Raw genomic sequence first — 16,642 nt, 5'->3', positions numbered from 1 at the left:
AAATATTGATAGGCCTGGTGCCGCTGGTTTAGGGTGCCTTTCTGATTATTCGACAGATTACTGAGGACGCCCCATGACCACCCTGACACTTGCTGACTGGCAACAGCGCGCCCGCGACCTGCGTATCGAAGGCCGGGCCTTCATCCAGGGCGAATACACGGCGCCCAGCGCCGGCGCCAGCTTCGACTGCATCAGCCCGGTCGACGGGCGGGTGCTGGCTCAGGTGGCGAGCTGTGACGAGGCCGATGCTGATCGCGCCGTGATCAGTGCGCGCATGGCCTTCGAGTCTGGCGTCTGGTCCCGGATGGCACCGGCCAAGCGCAAGGCCACTATGATTCGCTTCGCCAACCTGATCCAAGCCAACGCCGAAGAGCTCGCGTTGCTGGAAACCCTGGACATGGGTAAGCCGATCGGCGATTCGCTGAATGTCGACATGCCGGGCTCGGCCAATGCGCTGCGCTGGTCGGGCGAGGCGATCGACAAGATTTACGACGAAGTCGCAGCCACCCCCCATGATCAACTGGGCCTGGTGACGCGCGAACCGGTGGGCGTGGTGGCGGCCATCGTGCCGTGGAATTTCCCGCTGATGATGGCCTGCTGGAAATTGGGCCCGGCGCTGGCCACAGGCAACTCCGTGGTGCTCAAGCCCTCCGAGAAGTCGCCGCTCACCGCCATCCGCGTTGCGCAGCTAGCCATCGAGGCAGGCATCCCGGCGGGTGTCTTCAACGTGTTGCCCGGCTACGGTCACACGGTCGGCAAGGCGCTGGCCCTGCATATGGATGTCGATACGCTGGTGTTCACCGGTTCCACCCGGGTTGCCAAGCAACTGATGATCTACGCCGGCGAGTCGAACATGAAGCGCGTCTGGCTGGAGGCCGGCGGCAAGAGTCCGAACATCGTCTTTGCCGACGCCCCAGATCTGGCGGCTGCGGCCAAATCCGCTGCGAGCGCCATCGCCTTCAATCAGGGTGAGGTTTGCACCGCGGGTTCACGGCTGCTGGTCGAGAGTTCGGTCAAGGAGCGCTTCCTGCCGATGGTGGTCGAGGCGCTTAAAGGCTGGAAGCCCGGCAACCCGCTGGATCCGGCCACCAACGTCGGCGCACTGGTCGACACCCAGCAGCTCGATACGGTGCTTGGCTACATCGAAGCCGGTCGCAACGATGGCGCCAAGGTGCTGATCGGTGGCCAGCGGACCATGCAGGAGACTGGTGGGCTTTACGTCGAGCCGACCATCTTCGACGGCGTCAGCAATGCAATGAAAATTGCCCGTGAAGAGATTTTCGGGCCGGTGCTGTCGGTGATCACCTTCGATACGGCGGCTGAAGCGGTGGCCATCGCCAATGACACGCCCTACGGTCTTGCTGCCGCGGTCTGGACGGCTGATCTGTCTAAGGCGCATCTGACGGCCAAGGCGCTGCGAGCGGGTAGCGTGTGGGTCAATCAGTATGACGGCGGCGACATGACTGCGCCGTTTGGCGGCTTCAAGCAGTCCGGCAATGGCCGAGACAAATCACTGCATGCCTTCGACAAGTACACTGAACTGAAGGCGACCTGGATCAAGCTGTAAGGCCATCCGCAGGGTGGATGTCGCTTTTTACATCCACCTTGTTGCACCGCAAGGGTAGATCGATAAAGCGTGATCCACGCTGCGGTTTTTCAGTGTTCAGCTAGCTTTGCCCCCACTGCCCGCTACGACGCATGGCGCCCCACTGATGCTTGCGCCGTGAAAACCATTGCCAAAGCCCACGGCAGCGCCAAAGGGTGTTCAGTTGGCGGTATCCAAAGTTCTCCAGCACGGCCATGAGAAACAGCCGCAGCATGTCGCGGCGCCGGTCGTAGACGCGGAATGACAGGGTTTCCAACAGCAGGCCGTTAACCGAGAGCAGGATGCCCATGCCGATGGCGACCAGCAGAAAGGCGGTTAGCGCTGTGTAGGACACCACGCCAAAGATGAACCCGCCGATCATGAAGCCATAACCCACCAGCTCGATCAGCGGGCCCAACCATTCGAACAAGGCCATGAAGGGCCAGGCCAACCAGCCGGGGGTGCCACCGCGCAGGCTAAACGCGAGACGGGCGTGTCGGCCCAGGCTCTCGGCAAGCCCGCGTTGCCAGCGGCTGCGCTGACGGCCAAGGGTGCCGAGGTCTTCCGGGCATTCGGTCCAGCAGATCGGGTCGGGCAAGTAGCGGATGCGGTAGGGAATGCGCTTTTGCCGGTGATAGCGGTGCAGCCGCACCACCAGCTCCATGTCCTCGCCCACCGTGTCGGTGCGATAACCGCCGACGGCCATGACCCGCTCTTTGTCGAACAGGCCGAAGGCGCCGGAGATGATCAGCACGGCGTTCATCGGCGACCAGCCGAGCCGACCGAACAGAAAGGCTCGCAGGTATTCGACGATCTGAAAGCGGGCCAGCCAGTTGCGCGGCAATCCGGCGCGGATCAGGAAACCACCACGTACCTCTGAGCCATTGGCGATGCGCACCGTACCGCCCGCCGCCACGGTGCGTTCGTCTTCGAGGAACGGCTGGACGACGCGCAACAAGCTGTCGCGCTGCAGAATCGAATCGGCATCCACTCCGCAAAACAAGCCGTGCCGTGCGGCGTTGATTCCAGCATTCAGTGCGTCGGCCTTGCCGCCATTCGCCTTGTCGATCACCCGCAGATTGGCGTAACGCCGTGAACGGTAAATCGCCTGCACGGGTTGATGGGCCACGGCCTGGCGCAGCGGCTCGGGATGCGGAACGAGTTCGAACTCCTCGATAAGCACGGCAAGGGTGTTGTCCTTGGAGCCGTCGTTGATCACCAGCACTTCAAATTCGGGGTACTGCAACTGCAGCATCGAGCGCACCGAGGTGCGGATCGTAGCCTCTTCGTTGAACGCGGGCATCAGCACCGAGACCGGTGGCTCTACCCCGAGATAGGGTGCGATCTCACCGGTTTCGGCGCGCTGGCGGATATAGCCCATCAGGCTGATCATCGATAGCACGTTGAGCAGCAGATACATGCCGTTAAGCAGCAGGAAATAAACGATGAAGCCCAGTTGCAGCCACCACAGCCACTCGACAGTCACCGGCTGACCTCCGCCATGGCGCGACGCAAGGCGTCTTGCCCATAGCGATCCTGCACGTCATCGAGCATTGCCTGTAGCCCCTGGGAGGTGATCCCCGGCAAGGTAGCCAGGCTATCCGCGGCAGCCTGGCGTACCCACCAGCTGTGATCGCCCAGCAGGGGCAGGAACACTTGGCTGTCCTCGTTTCGAGCCTGCTTGTGCAAAGCCTGTAGCGCGGCAAGACGCACGTCCGCGTGCTCGTGATGAAGCGCCTTGAGCAGGCGTGCCCTGTCGCGCGGGTCGCCAAGCTCGGACAAGCAGCGTAGCGCCACCTGCAGCTGCTCTGGCGCGGCGTTCTCATCCAGCCGGGCGCGCGCCCAGGGCGCCGCATGGCGCGGATCTCCATGCACCAGCAGTGGAATCAGGCGCTCGCGGCGCGGGTCTTCGGAGCCGGTCAGGGCGATCAGCAGGGGCAGCGTCACCGCCTGTTCACCGGCCTGCTGGCAAAGATTGGCCAGGCGCGGGAGGGCCCAATCGGGCCGTATGACCGCCGCGGGTAGGATCAGCTGCATGGCACGTAGCGCGTCCATGGCGATCAGCGTCTGGGCAGCGGCCAGCGAGACCACCAGGTTGCGGTTCATCAGCAGCGGTTGCACGGCCTCCCAGTGATCAGGACTCGCCAGGTGGCGCAGGCAGGTCAGCCCGATCAGCTTGCTGCGCACCCGGCCGCGCAGCAGGGCTAGCGCCTGGCGATCCATGCCAAGGGCGATCAGGGCGTGGTTCATTCGCTCCCGGGCAGCACCGCGCAGTTGCAGCTGGGTGCGGTTCCATTGCAGGAGAAACCACAGCTGCCGGCCACGCGGAAGGAGCGGCGCCGGCACCGGTAGTTCGTCGCCAAGGCTGCACAGGGCGAAGAATGGTCGCCACTGGTCGTTGAACTGCTGGCGGCGCGTGGCGCGCCGGCGGGCGACCTCACCGAGCAGCATGACCTGCAGCATCACTAGCAGCGTTAGCATGCCCAGCCCCAGCGCACAGTACAGGGCCAGCTGCAGCATGGCGTCGTCCGGCCAGATCGACAGCCAGACCTGGCGCGGTGTCTCGCACAGCCAGGATGGGCAGGTTGGCAATCGCTCAGAAAGCATGCCGCAGGCCGATCTGCAGCCAGCGACGCGTGTAGTAATCGCCCTGGCGGTGGTGGCCGATTTCCCAACCCAGCGCCCAGCGCCTGGCGAACCAGTGACGGCCCTGCAGGCTGATGGCGTGCACGTCGCTGGTGATCACGCGTTGCTCCTCGACGGATTCTTCCTCGCCGACGGTCAGGCGCAGGCCGGCGTAACTCAAACCGTTGTAGAAATAGTCCAGCGCCAGGTCATGGCCGACCGGCGTACCGGCATTGGCCACGTCCGTGATGTTGAGGGTGTAGCCGGCGCGCCAGGCGCCCCAGTATCGCTCGCCACTGAGAGCCAGGCGGTCGACGCGCGTGCTGTCGTATTCGGTGCGGCGCACACTGGCAGCACCGAGAAAACCCGCCGGCAACCGCCGTTGCAGGCGTAGGTCAGCATGCCATTTGGGAAGAAAGTAGGACGACGGCTGGAAACCGACCTCGGGTTGCAGCGTCCAGTTTGTGGCCAGCGGGATCACCGCGCCGGCCTCGACGCCTTCGTCCCATTCGCCGAAGCGCTGTTCGCGTAGCAATGCTCCGTACCAGCCGAGGCCCTCTGGCTGGGTGGAAGTGTAGTCCAGGCGTTGGCTGCGCCAGTTGTCAAAGCCACTGTCCAGCCAGTCCTGGCGGGTTGAGAGCTCGAGCTCGTGGCGGCGCTGGGCCGGCGCGGCGGTGACCGGTGTGGTACCGGTCACCGGCGAGGTCAGCGCGGCACGTGCCTGCTGGATCACCTGCTTCACCTCGGTGTAGTCAGGGGCGAGCGTCGCGGCGCGCTCCAGCGAAACCAGCGCGGTCTGAGGCCGTCCGGCCCAGAGCAGCGCCTGGCCCTGACCGAAGAGGTAGTCGGCGTTGTCCGGCTCCTGTTGCAGCAGACGCTCATAGAGCGGTAACGCCTGCTCGGGACGGCCCTGCCAGGCGCGTACCCGGGCGAGCAGGAACTGGGCCTCGCGATCGTCCGGCTGCGCAGCGAGATGTGCGATGAGTGTGGTTTCGGCGGCGTCGAGTTGTTGCGCCTCAACCTGCCGCTGCGCCGCCGCTATGTCGGCGTGGGCCAGCGAGGGAGTGCAGACAACGGGGAGCGCCAGTACCAGGGCGCGCAGCCAGCTCATCGGGGTTTCCTCAACAGGCGGCGGATACGCGCCAGCAACTCCTCCGGCTGGAAGGGTTTGGTCACGTAGTCGTCCGCGCCCAGCTCCAGGGCGCGGACGATGTCCACCTCGCGCGCCTTGGCGGTGAGCATCAGCACCGGCACGGCTTCCCAACCGGGTTGAGCGCGCAGCCTTTCGATCAACTCAAGGCCGTCGTGGTAGGGCAGCATGATGTCCATCAGCGTCAGCGCCGGCGGGCTGGAGCTGGTGATCTGCTCGATGGCTTGGCGGCCGTCGGCGGCGTGGTCGACGACGAAGCCGTGCCGCTCGAGCATGAAGCGGATGAGAAAGGCGATGTCCTCCTCGTCTTCCACCATCAGGATGCGCGGGTTGGCGGGCTCGCTCATGTATTCGCCTCTTCAATGGAATGAGCCTGGCCGGGCGGCCAGTGTTGCAGCAGTTGCTGGATCAGTGCGGCCAGTTCGCTGCCGTTGTGTCGTGACTTGACCAACTGACGCAAGGCCAAACGGCTGTCGTGCACCGGCGCGTCCAGCGCGGAAAAGATGATTACCGGCGGCGGAGGCTCGCGCCGAGCCAGTTCGTCGAACAGCTCGCTGCCGTCGCCGTCGGGCAGCATCAGGTCGATGATCGCAAGGTCGAAGTGCTGCTGCTCAAGCAGTGCACGTGCCTCGGCCAGGCTACCGGCGCCGTCCAGGTCGATCTCCAGCGGTGCGACCAGCCGCGCCAGCAGCGCCTGCAGGTCTTCGTCATCCTCGACGTGGAGGATGCGTGGGCGCGCGCCGCGACTGACGAGGCAGGTGCGCACCACGTCCATGACCCGCGACGGGTCGATCGGCTTGTGCAGCCAGTCGATCACCCCGACCGCGCCCCCGCGCAGCATGCCATCGTCGTTGTCGCGGCGCTGCGGCTGCAGGCTGACGATGAGCACCGGCAGGCGGCGAAAAGCGCTCTGGCTGCGCAGGTTCTGCAAGAAGGCGATGCTGTCTTCGTCGCTCAGCACGGGGCTGAGGGTTAGCGCTTGGATGCTGAACTCGGCCAGCAACTCACGCGCTGCCGCCGCGGTGTCGGCGATAAGGGTCTGATAGCCCTGATGCTGCAGTGCAGTAGCCAACTGGTCGGCCGCTAAGGCGTCGGGTTCGAGCACGAGGATGCGTGCCCGCGACGACGGTTGCGCCACGCCGGGTTGCGCCTTGGCTGCAGGGGAGGCGTCAGCTTGCTGGTGGGCCAGCGGCAATCGCAGCCAGAACCGCGCGCCCCGGCCTTCCTCGGACTCGAAGCCGATTCGTCCGTGCATCTGCTCCACGAGCGAGCGGGTGATTGCCAACCCCAGCCCGGTGCCGCCGCGCTTGCGAGCATCGGAGGAGTCGGCCTGGGCAAAGCGCTCGAAAATCCGCGCGCGGAAGTTCTCCGGGATGCCCGGCCCCTGGTCTTGGACACTGATCTCCAGCCCGTCGCCGGGGTTGCTCAAGACCACGCTGACATTGCCGCCGGCGGGCGAGTGCTTGATAGCATTGGATAGCAGGTTGGCCAGTACCTGAGTGAAACGATCCGGGTCGAGGTTGACCTCGGTACGCGTGGGCCCGTCCGCGACATGCCATTCGAGGCGGACGCCGTGTTCATCGGCATAGGGCTTGAGGTCGACCAGCGCCTGCTCGGTCAGCGTCTGAGCATCGCAGCGGGCGAAGTGGAACGACAGGCGCCCGGCTTCGAGCTTCTCGATGTCGAGGATGTCGTTGATCAGGCGCACCAGACGCTCGCTGTTCTTGTGTGCGATGTCCAGCAGTGGGCGTGCGCCGTCGTCGATCACCCCAGCAACGCCGCCGACCAGCATGCCCAGCGCACCGCGAATGGCGGTCAGGGGCGTGCGCAGCTCATGGCTGACGGTGGAGATGAACTCGGTCTTCATTTGTTCCATGCGTCGGCGCAGCGACATGTCCACCGCGACCGTGACCACATGGCAGGCGCCGTTGAGCATGGTCATTGGCCGCTTGACCACTTGCAGCCAGCGCTCGTCACCCTGGCTGTCGACCAGTCCTACTTCGTTGAGCCGCAGTTCGCCGCTCCCGCACAGCAGCTCGGCCTCGCCCTGCAGCAACGGCAAGAGCCGCTCGGCGCCGGCGATGTCTTCGCTGCGCCGGCCCTCGATGGCACCTGGCGGGCAGTCGAGCAGGGCGGCGAAGGCGCTGTTGCAGAGCAGGAAGCGACCCTGTTCATCGCGTACAAAAATGACGTTTTCGTCTGTGTCGACAACCCGTCGCAGGAACACTTGCTGGTCCTCAAGGCTGTCACGGCTGCGCTGCAACTCGGTAATGTCACGGGCGATGGCCAGGTGATCGCCCAACCCGGTCGGTGCCAAGCGGACCTCGAAGGTGCGTCGATGGTCCAGCTCGCACCAGGTGGTCTGGCTGCGCCGTTGCGCCTGGTCGGCTTGCTGGACCAGCTCGGCCAGCAGCGGCTCGATGGCCGCGGGCGCCGGTCCCCGGCTATCGCTTGGGTGGGTCAGGGCCGAGACCTGTCGCTGGTTGTCCACGGCGTAAAGGGTATCTGGAATCGCCTGCAGCAGCGCACCCAGTCGGGCTTCGCCAGCCTGTGCCTGCTGCGCCAGCGCCTGGCGGATCTGCAGGTTGCGGCGGATGGCCCAGAGCGAGGCGAGGAACAGCAACGCGACGAGCAGCCCGCCGACCACGACCAGCTGGCGGCTATGTGTCAGGGTGTCCGCCACAGCGCGATTGGCGGCAGCCAATTGCTGGCGCTCGTAGCCTTCGGCGGCGGCCAGCAGCGCTCGCAGACGGTCCATGATTTCCTTGCCGCCGGCCTGCTCTAGGTGCTCGGCGGCCCCGTCCAGACCAAGGTCTCGGCGAGCCTGGATGTTACCGGCGGCAATCACCAGGCGTTCGGCGACGTTGCGGTCGAGTTGCGCGAACCAGCGCTGGTCGGGAAACGCCCGACCATCGAGCAGTGCTTGCAGTTCGCGGCGCTGTTTCTCGATGGCGCGCAGGCCGAATTCGTAGGGCTCCAGGTAGGCCCGCTTGCCAGTAAGCACGAAACCGCGCGAGCCGGTCTCAATGTCCTGCAGCGAGGACAGCATCGATTGGGTCGCGGTGATGATCTGTAGGCTGCGGCTGACCGATAGATTGCTGTCCAGCACCGCTTGTTGCGTCCGCTGGCCCTGCCAGCCAAGGGCGACGAGCAGGGTGAAGGCGATCAGCAGGGCGAACCAGTGCCAGTTGACCTGTGTTCTTGAGGGCAAACCGGTACTCCTTTCGCCGGTTGACGGAATGGGCGACGACACTGGCATGGCGAAGCAGGCCGGACAAGCGCTCGTCGACGTGTCGCAGTGTAGTTGGAGTCCACCGGCCTGCGGCGGTTCGTTTGTTCTTTCCGGGGTGCCGTTCGTCAGGCCTGTGCGGCGACCTGCACCTGGTTACGGCCCTGATGCTTGGCCAGGTAGAGGCCCTGGTCGGCGCGTTCGAGCAGCTCGCCGCCGCCGGCCCTGCCATCGGTCTGGCTGATCCCGGCGCTAAGCGAGACGCTAAAGGTGCGCCCGGCGGCATGAAAGCTGAGGGCGGCGAAGCGCTGGCGGATTTCATCGAAAATCCGCTCCGCCTGCTCGGCGGGGCAGTCGGGTAGCACTGCGACGAATTCCTCTCCGCCGTAGCGGCCGATGCTGTCGATGCGGCGCAGACGCTGGCGCATGAGATTGGCCAGTGCACGGATCACGTTGTCCCCGGCGGCGTGGCCGTAGCGATCGTTGACCTGCTTGAAATGGTCGAGGTCGAGCATCACCACGCTGGTGGGCTTGCCACTGCGTTGCGCGCGCTCCACTTCCAGCGCCACCTGTTCCTTGATGTCGGCGTGCTTGAGCAGACCGGTCAGGCTGTCTCGCGACAGCGCCATGCTCAGCGCTCGCGCACGCTGAACCCGAGAGAACACCGCGGCGGTCAGTGCGTTGTCGCTGATCGGCTTGGTGATGAAGTCATCACCCGCCTTGAGCAGGGCGGCCATCTGCCGGTTGATATCAGTTTCGGCCGAGAGGTAGATGATCGGCACGCGCAGCCACTCGTCGTTCAGGCGGATCATCTGCGCCAGCTCGATGCCGGTGAAGTCTGGCATATTCATGTCGAGCAGGACGATTTCCGGGTCGAAGCTGCGCATCACCTCGAACAGCTGGCGCGGGTTGCTGAGGGTCTGTACCTGCATCTGCGAGTTGCGCAGCACCAAGCTGTAGCGTGCGGCGAGGTCTTCGTCGTCGTCGACGATCAGCACCCGGTAGGGTTCGCTCAACTGCAGGTTGAGCACGTTCTCCAGGGTATTTTCCAGCTGCGTGATATCCAGTGGGCGAACAAAGAAACCCTTGGCGCCGGCACGCACCGCCGCCAGCTGGCTGTCGAAGTCGGCGCGGTGGGCGATCACGAACAGCGGCAGCGGCGATTCCAACCCCTGTTGCAACGTGCTCACGGCCTCCAGTTCGCCGTCATGCTGGCTGATGATCAGCGCGTCGGGCTGCAGGCCCGTGATCGCTGCCTGCAACAGTCCCAGTTCGGGAAACAGCAGCACTTCGTAGCCAAAGGTGCCCAATGTCTGGCGCATCTGCTCGCCGACCTCAATGTCGCATTCGAGCAGGTAGACGCGGCTGCCCGCAGGGAGCGATTCTTGAGCCGGGGCCGCAATGCCCGGTTCGGACCGACCGCTGCGCTCGGTGGCGACCATCTGACGAATCGCCCGGGTAACGGCGGCCAGCGCCTGGCTGCTTGGCTGGGCTGCTTCAAGCCAGCGCTCGGCTCGCTGCTCCAGCAGGCGCGCCTGTTCGCCGAGCACGTTAAAGCCGAACGTGCCGGCGGTCCCGGCCAGACGATGCAGGCGCTGGTGCAGATCGAGCATCAGGTGGCGGCGATGCTCCTGATCGCGGCTCTGTTGCAACTGTTCGGTTCCCTGTTCGAGGGCAGTCAGCTCATCGGCCAGGCGCTCGGCAAACTTTTCGTTGAGGGCTCGCAATTGGCTCTGCAGCGCATCGTTGGCGCCTTCATTCATGCTCGGTAATCCATAGGTCGTTCAGTTGCGTTGCCAATTGCAGCGGGTCGAAGGGTTTGTGCAGCAGTTTGCGCACTCCCAGCCGGCGCAGCTCTTCGGGCGAGGCCGGGTCGTCCGGTTGGCCGGTCAGGAGCACCACCAGGGTCTGCTGCAGGTCAAGCTGCGGTGCGAGGCGCCGAAGCAGCTCGATCCCCCCCATCTGCGGCAGCATCACGTCGAGCAGGATCAGGTCCGGTTTGAAGCCCGGCGCCTGCTCCAGCGCGGCCTGGGCAGACGAACAGCTGAGGACCTGGAAACCGCCGAGCTTTTCCAGCGCGATGCGCGTTACCACTTGGATCGATGGGACGTCTTCGACATGCAGGATACGCTGCAATGGCCTCATGCGTGGCCCTCGTGCAGCGGTGTGCAAGGCAGCTCGAACCAGAAGCAGGCCCCGGCGCCGGGCGTCGAGTCGAAGCCGATCACGCCGCCCATATGCTCGACCAGCTCTTTGCTGATCGCCAGGCCCAGGCCGGTGCCGCCCTGCTGGCGTGTATCGGAGGAGTCAGCCTGGGCGAACTTGCTGAAAATGCGTTCACGAAAGGCCTCGGCGACTCCCGGGCCACGGTCGCAGACGCTGACCCGTATCCGCTGCGGTTCTACCAGACTTGCACCGAGGGCGATGCGCTCGCCGCGCGGCGAGTATTTCGCCGCGTTGGACAGCAGGTTGCTCAGCACCTGCTCCAGACGCATCGTGTCTATCGTGATCGCCACCTCCGGGCAGGTGCCCAGCTCGATGCTGACGGCATAGCTTTCGGCATAGCCCTGGTTGCTGCGCACGGCCTGCTCGAGCAGCGGTTGCAGCGGCTGCTGGCGCATCTCGAAGCGCATCTTGCCGGCGTAAAGCTTGTCGATGTCGAGCAAGTCGTCGATCAGCGCGCTCAGGCGCTTGCTGTTCAGCTGGGCGATGTCCAGCAGCTCCTGCAGGTGCTCGGGGACCTCGCCCATCACGCCGCCGCAGATCAGCCCCAGCGAGGCGGTGATGGACGTCAGCGGCGTACGCAGTTCGTGGCTCACCGTGGAGACGAAGTCGCGCTGCAGGATCTCGATCTGCTTGCGCTCGGTGATGTCGTGCAGCACCACCACCGCGCCGTTCTGCTGACCGTTAGAGGCGAACATCGGATCGGCGTTGGCCAGCACATAGCGCGGCGTGCCATGCAGCACGATGGCCATCTCCAGGTTACGGATGTGCTCGCCACGCAAGGCGCGTATCAACGGAAGCTCATCCATCACCATCGGTGTAGCGCCGTCCGCATGATAGAGATGATAGGCATCCGGCCACTGCTCTGGCGCAATCTGCTCGGCATCAAGGCCGTGCCAGCGGCGGGCGGTGTGGTTGAACAAGGTGAGGTTGCAGTCAGCGTCGCAGGCCACCACCCCTTCGGACAGGGCCTCGAGCAGACGTCGATTGATTTCCTGTTGCTTGTCCAGTTCCAGCTGCGCGGCCTTGCGCTCGGTGACATCGGTCACCAGCCCGTGCCAAAGCACCGAACCGTCCGCTTGACGCATGGGCGTGGCGCGGGCTTCGACCCAGATTATGCCTTTGCGAGGATGGTCGATCCGGTGCTCGAAGTGCCAAGGCGTCAGGGTCGAAGCGGCTTGGCGGATGCTCGCCAGTACATGCTCGCGGTCCTCGGGGTGCACTCGCTCGTAGATCGGCCCGATGCTGGGCGCCATTTCCGCGGCGCTCAGGCCGTAGATGTCTTCGACCCCTTCACTGAGGTAAGGGAACGAACTGTTGCCGTCGGGTCGCCAGCAGAACTGGAACAGCATGCCGGGAACCTGCGCCGCGATCTGTTGCAGGCGCAGTTGCAGGTGTTCCTGGTGGGCCAGGTCATAGGCACTGACGATGTAGCCGCGCAACAGCTCGCGCTCATCGTGGATCGCCGAGACATTCAGCAGCACCGGCACGCCACTGCCGTTGCGATGCAGCAGACGCCACTCGCGCATTTCGCGGCGGCCTTCGAGCAGCGGTGCGGTGAGCACGGCGAATCCCGGTTCGATGGGTTCGCCCAGCGCATTGCCGAGAATGGTCGCGCGGCGCTGCAGCGCTTCCTGCGGGAACAGCACTGAGGTCAGCGGCTGGCCGATCAGCATCTGTTCGGGATAACCGAACAGGCGCTCGGCGGTGGGGTTGACGCCCGATATGTGTCCGTCGTCTGTGGTTACCAGCATCGCGCTCGCGGCGCTGTTGAGCAGAGCCTGTTGCAGCGCCGCTTGCTCGGCGTAGCGGTGGGCCTGCAGGCGTTCTTCGAACAGCCGCATGATCTGTCTACTGAGGCGTACCAATGCCCCGCGTTGCGCTTCGCTGAGCTGTCGCGGCTGACGGTCGATGACGCAAAGGGTGCCGAGGTTGTAGCCGTCCGGTGAGATTAGCGGCGCACCGGCATAGAAGCGGATGTGCGGGTCGCCGGTGACCAGCGGGTTATCACAAAAACGCGTGTCCCGATGCGCATCCTCGACTTCGAAGACGCCCTCGCCTTCGATGGTGTAGGTGCAGAACGAGAGCTCTCGCGGGGTTTCGCTGACATCGAGGCCGAGGCGACTCTTGAACCACTGGCGATGGTCGTCGACCAGCGAGATCAGCGCGATGGGGGTGTCACAGATGTAGGCAGCCAGCTCGGTGAAATCATCAAAAGCGGTTTCATCAGGCGTGTCGAGAATCTCGTAGCGTAGCAGCGCGGCGAGTCTGGACAGCTCGCGGGGCGGGGAGGGGGCGGGTATCGCTTTCGATGACTCCATCTGGCTGGGCTCTCTCGGACTCAGGGCCAACGGCTTACTTGCCGCCCGCCTCCCAGATGGCCTGGATCTGGCTGGCCAGGCGCATCGGATCGAAGGGTTTGACGATCACATCGCAGGCACCGAGGTTGCGCAGGTGCTCAATCTCGCTTGGCTGTACCTTGGCGGTCATGAACACCACCGGGACCTGTGTCAGATCGATCCGCTCGCTGAGCCGGGTGAGGGTTTCGGGGCCGCCCATTCCGGGCATCATCACGTCTAGCAGGACGAACTGTGGGGCGAAGGCTTCCACCTCTTCAAGCGCCTGGTGGCCGGACGAGCACGACTGCACCTGATAGCCCCCGATCGCTTCCAGAGAGACTTTGACCACCGCCTGAATGGACGGATCGTCCTCGACATGCAGAATCCGTTTCAGCTCGCCCATGCGAGACCTCCAACAAAAGCGTGCCTGGCGCGCTCGAAAGTGAACAGTTTGCCAGCTTGCTCATCGGCTGACGCGGCACACTAGAAAAATAGTCGCTTAACGGGCTTCCTGCATTGGCAGCTCGAACCAGAAGCGTGCGCCCTTTTCCCGCTCCGAGTCGAAACCGATGCACCCGTTCATGTGCTCGATCAGCTCCTTGCTGATGGCCAGGCCGAGGCCGGTACCGCCCTTTTGGCGGGTATCAGACGAGTCGGCCTGGGAAAACTTCTGAAAAATTCGCTGCCGGAAGCTCAGGGGAACGCCGGGGCCGGCGTCGTCAACGATTACGCGGATGTGATCACCATGGCGCTGGCTGCTTAAGGTTACGACTGCGCCTGACGGGGAGAATTTCGCCGCGTTGGACAGCAGGTTTGCCAGGACCTGCTGCAGGCGGTGCGCGTCCACGCTAACGGTTGCTGCGGCTTGCTCGCCCAGCTCGATACGCACTCCGAGCTGTTCGGCATAGGCCTGATTCGAGTGCAATGCCTCTTCCAGAATCGGCGCGAGAGGCTGCGGCTGAAGCTGAAAACTCATCTGGCCAGCAATCAGCTTTTCCATATCCAGCAGATCGCCGATGAGTAATCCGAGGCGTTGGCTGTTCTGTTGCGCGATGCCGAGCATTTGCCCCATGGCCGGCGGAACCTCGCCAACGGCGCCGCCAAGGATCAGGCCCAGTGCCCCGGAAATCGACGTCAGCGGCGTGCGCAGCTCATGACTGACAATGGATACGAATTCGCTCTTCATGAGATCGACGCGCTTACGCTCGGTGATGTCGCGCACCAGCCCAATGAACTTACGCTCACCGCGATGGCTGATCTCCGAAACACGCAGCTCGATGGTGAACAGTTCGCCATTACGGCGAACCGCCTGCAATTCGCGGTTCTGCTCCAGGCTGCGGCCTTCCCCACGTCGTTCATAGGCCTGTAGGTAACCATCATGGGCCGCACGGTGGGGCTCGGGCATGAGAATCGACAGGTTACGCCCAAGCACTTCCTCCTCGCTGTAGCCGAAGGTGCGTTCCGCGGCGTGGTTGAAGGTTTCGATCAAGCCGCGCTGGTTGATGATGATGATCGCGTCGATGACATTGGCGATCAGTAGGCGTACGTAGCTCTCGCGCTCATGGGCTTCGCGTTCGGCCAGTGCGCGGGCGGTGACGTCGCCGATGAAGCCGTCGTACCACTGCACCCGGCCATCGGCATCGCGCAGCGCGCGACGGTTCTCTTGCACCCAGAGTGTTTCGCCCTGGGCGTTGATCAGCCGGTAGGTGCGCTCGAACGGGTCCGCGCCATCGTCCTCTAGACTCACGCAGTCTTCTGGGTGGATCAGGCTGCTGTACTGCCGTGTGCCTGGCGCGACGAAGTCACTGGCGGGGTAGCCGGTCAGGCGCTCGATGCCGTCGCTCAGATAGCTGAACGTGCGTTCGGTATCGACGCCGCGGCGGTAGACCACGCCCGGCAAATTGCTGACCATGCTGCGGAAGCGGCTTTCGCTCTCACGCAAGGCGAGCGTCGCGCTCATCAGCGGGGTGATGTCAGCGATGAAGCCATGCCAGAGGACGGACCCGTCGCGCAGTCGCTCGGCGTTTGCGCGCACTTCGACCCAGATCAGTCCCTTGCTTGGATTTTTGATGCGGTAGCGCGTAGCACCACTGCCCAAAGTGACTACCGAGCGTTCGATCGCGGCTCTGAGATTGGGGCGGTCAGCGTCATACACGGCGGCAAAGGCAATATCCGCGTTTTCGACCAGCTGATCCGGGCTGATTCCGTACAGTTCGCGTGCACCTTCACTGGCATAAAGGAAGCTGTAGCTGCCGTCGCCGGAGCGCTTCAGTTGGTAGACCATGCCCGGCAGCAGGCTGGTGATTTTCTGGCCACGTTCGAGCAGGCGACGGCGGGCGCGCTCCTGCTGTGTGGAACGGATTTGATGAACGCGCTGCACGATGCCGCGGCGGTGCAGCATGAACCCCAGCATGAGCAGCAGTGCTTCGGCGATGAGCCACGCCAGGCCCCATTTCAAGAGCAGGCGGCGTTCGGCCTGTTGCTGCTCACGAAGTGCCAGGGTGATGTCGCGCCAGACCAGCGCAACCGCCATGGGCAAGCGACCGGGACTGTACTGGGCCCGGACGTCATGCAGTGGAATCTGGTTGAGCAAAAAGCTGCGACCGTTTGATTCAAGCATGCGCAGCGCTTGCCCTGCTTCGGGTGCCGGGAGCGACTGCTGCTGCGCCCATTGCAGGATCTGGGGTGCCGAGTAGGTATCGAGCAACCAACCGCTTAAGCCCTCAAGTTGGATGCCGACGGGGCGCGCCCAGAGCACTTCTTCCAGTTCGGCACGGTTGACCAGCAGACCCAGACCGGCATTCAGCTGATCGCCAAGTTCGGTTAGATCCGGAAGAATCTCGAACCCCACCTCCAGCGCGCCGATTACTTCGCTTTCCAGGCTGCTGCTGGCGCGTATTGGAACGATCGCGCGGTTACCGGCGCTGTGTTGGCCGATGTCCAGCCCAGAGACGATCTGTCCCTGGGACAGGGCCTTGTAGAGCAGCGGCCGGCGGTCGGCCACCGCGTCACCAAAGGCGTCCAGGTCCTGCATGCGCAGCAGGGCGATCCCTGCCTCGCCCCAGTAGAGCTGCAGTTGACGGGCACCGTGGGCCTGCATCGCCGTCCAGGTGGGCATCAGCGACTGGATCAATTGCTGGCGTATGCGCGCCATGCGCGGGCCGTGCCATTGGGCCCCCGCTGTGATGGCCCGGTCTGCCTGGCGCACCAGGCGCAAGGTTTCGGGATTGGCACTCAGTGTTCGGGCAATCAGCCGGGCCTGTTTTTCCAGGCCTTGCTGGGCGCTGCGCAAGGCCATCGCCTGCAGCTCGCCCTGTTGCGCCGTTTGCAACGACCAGAGGGTGTCCCGGGCCTGAAAATCATTGAAGGCCAGGCCGCCGAAGAGCACGGCCAACAGCAGGCTGCCGATGCCAAGTAACCATCGAGGACGGGTGGAAAGCGGGTGGGGGCTCATGGTTCTGTTCTGGGCAAAGATCGGTGCGCCCACGCGG

At 64.3% G+C, this 16,642-nt stretch carries 11 protein-coding genes; 1 reads left to right on the top strand and 10 read right to left on the bottom strand.

Features of this window, described 5'->3' with window-relative positions; genetic code table 11:
• The first annotated feature begins 73 nt into the window (after positions 1–73).
• On the top strand, positions 74–1,567 hold the full coding sequence (locus AAGW23_RS02945; RefSeq protein WP_342404865.1) for an aldehyde dehydrogenase: 1,494 nt from the start codon (positions 74–76) through the stop codon (positions 1,565–1,567).
• 100 nt (positions 1,568–1,667) lie between these two features.
• Here AAGW23_RS02945 and AAGW23_RS02940 read toward each other — a convergent pair whose 3' ends face one another.
• From AAGW23_RS02940 to AAGW23_RS02895, 10 genes are all read right to left on the bottom strand, one after another.
• Positions 1,668–3,071, bottom strand: coding sequence for a glycosyltransferase (locus AAGW23_RS02940; protein ID WP_342404864.1), 1,404 nt, complete (start codon positions 3,069–3,071; stop codon positions 1,668–1,670).
• Positions 3,068–4,192 carry a HEAT repeat domain-containing protein gene (locus AAGW23_RS02935; RefSeq protein WP_342404863.1) on the bottom strand — a complete coding sequence of 375 codons (1,125 nt, stop codon included), beginning with the start codon at positions 4,190–4,192 and terminating at the stop codon, positions 3,068–3,070. The genes AAGW23_RS02940 and AAGW23_RS02935 overlap by 4 nt, the downstream gene beginning before the upstream one ends.
• A complete protein-coding gene (locus AAGW23_RS02930; RefSeq protein ID WP_342404862.1) occupies positions 4,182–5,321 on the bottom strand; it encodes a YaiO family outer membrane beta-barrel protein in 1,140 nt (379 codons plus the stop codon). Before AAGW23_RS02930 ends, AAGW23_RS02935 begins: the two co-directional genes overlap by 11 nt.
• On the bottom strand, positions 5,318–5,707 hold the full coding sequence (locus AAGW23_RS02925; protein ID WP_342404860.1) for a response regulator: 390 nt from the start codon (positions 5,705–5,707) through the stop codon (positions 5,318–5,320). Before AAGW23_RS02925 ends, AAGW23_RS02930 begins: the two co-directional genes overlap by 4 nt.
• Positions 5,704–8,571, bottom strand: coding sequence for an ATP-binding protein (locus AAGW23_RS02920; protein ID WP_342404858.1), 2,868 nt, complete (start codon positions 8,569–8,571; stop codon positions 5,704–5,706). The genes AAGW23_RS02925 and AAGW23_RS02920 overlap by 4 nt, the downstream gene beginning before the upstream one ends.
• Before the next feature lie 146 nt (positions 8,572–8,717).
• On the bottom strand, positions 8,718–10,352 hold the full coding sequence (locus AAGW23_RS02915) for a diguanylate cyclase (protein ID WP_342404857.1): 1,635 nt from the start codon (positions 10,350–10,352) through the stop codon (positions 8,718–8,720).
• Positions 10,345–10,734: a response regulator gene (locus AAGW23_RS02910; protein ID WP_342404856.1), complete on the bottom strand. Its 390-nt coding sequence runs from the start codon at positions 10,732–10,734 to the stop codon at positions 10,345–10,347. Before AAGW23_RS02910 ends, AAGW23_RS02915 begins: the two co-directional genes overlap by 8 nt.
• Entirely contained in the window at positions 10,731–13,133 is a 2,403-nt protein-coding gene (locus tag AAGW23_RS02905; protein WP_342404855.1) for a PAS domain S-box protein, read from the bottom strand. The genes AAGW23_RS02910 and AAGW23_RS02905 overlap by 4 nt, the downstream gene beginning before the upstream one ends.
• Before the next feature lie 34 nt (positions 13,134–13,167).
• Positions 13,168–13,554, bottom strand: a complete 387-nt coding sequence (locus tag AAGW23_RS02900) for a response regulator (RefSeq protein ID WP_342404854.1) — start codon at positions 13,552–13,554, stop codon at positions 13,168–13,170.
• A 96-nt stretch (positions 13,555–13,650) separates the two neighbouring features.
• Positions 13,651–16,605: a PAS domain S-box protein gene (locus AAGW23_RS02895; RefSeq protein ID WP_342404852.1), complete on the bottom strand. Its 2,955-nt coding sequence runs from the start codon at positions 16,603–16,605 to the stop codon at positions 13,651–13,653.
• Positions 16,606–16,642 lie beyond the last annotated feature (37 nt).

The organism is Stutzerimonas chloritidismutans, from assembly GCF_038562055.1.
In the GTDB taxonomy this organism is placed as follows: Bacteria; Pseudomonadota; Gammaproteobacteria; order Pseudomonadales; family Pseudomonadaceae; genus Stutzerimonas; species Stutzerimonas chloritidismutans_A.
The sequence above is the reverse complement of the archived record's forward strand: the minus strand, read 5'-3'. Positions and strand labels throughout refer to the sequence as shown.

What these genes read in the sequence shown, in the direction of transcription:
- AAGW23_RS02945 (WP_342404865.1), top strand. Translation starts at nt 74, where the DNA reads ATGACCACCCTGACACTTGCTGACTGGCAACAGCGCGCCCGCGACCTG.
- AAGW23_RS02935 (WP_342404863.1), bottom strand. Translation starts at nt 4,192, where the DNA reads ATGCTTTCTGAGCGATTGCCAACCTGCCCATCCTGGCTGTGCGAGACA.
- AAGW23_RS02930 (WP_342404862.1), bottom strand. Translation starts at nt 5,321, where the DNA reads ATGAGCTGGCTGCGCGCCCTGGTACTGGCGCTCCCCGTTGTCTGCACT.
- AAGW23_RS02925 (WP_342404860.1), bottom strand. Translation starts at nt 5,707, where the DNA reads ATGAGCGAGCCCGCCAACCCGCGCATCCTGATGGTGGAAGACGAGGAG.
- AAGW23_RS02915 (WP_342404857.1), bottom strand. Translation starts at nt 10,352, where the DNA reads ATGAATGAAGGCGCCAACGATGCGCTGCAGAGCCAATTGCGAGCCCTC.
- AAGW23_RS02910 (WP_342404856.1), bottom strand. Translation starts at nt 10,734, where the DNA reads ATGAGGCCATTGCAGCGTATCCTGCATGTCGAAGACGTCCCATCGATC.
- AAGW23_RS02905 (WP_342404855.1), bottom strand. Translation starts at nt 13,133, where the DNA reads ATGGAGTCATCGAAAGCGATACCCGCCCCCTCCCCGCCCCGCGAGCTG.
- AAGW23_RS02900 (WP_342404854.1), bottom strand. Translation starts at nt 13,554, where the DNA reads ATGGGCGAGCTGAAACGGATTCTGCATGTCGAGGACGATCCGTCCATT.
- AAGW23_RS02895 (WP_342404852.1), bottom strand. Translation starts at nt 16,605, where the DNA reads ATGAGCCCCCACCCGCTTTCCACCCGTCCTCGATGGTTACTTGGCATC.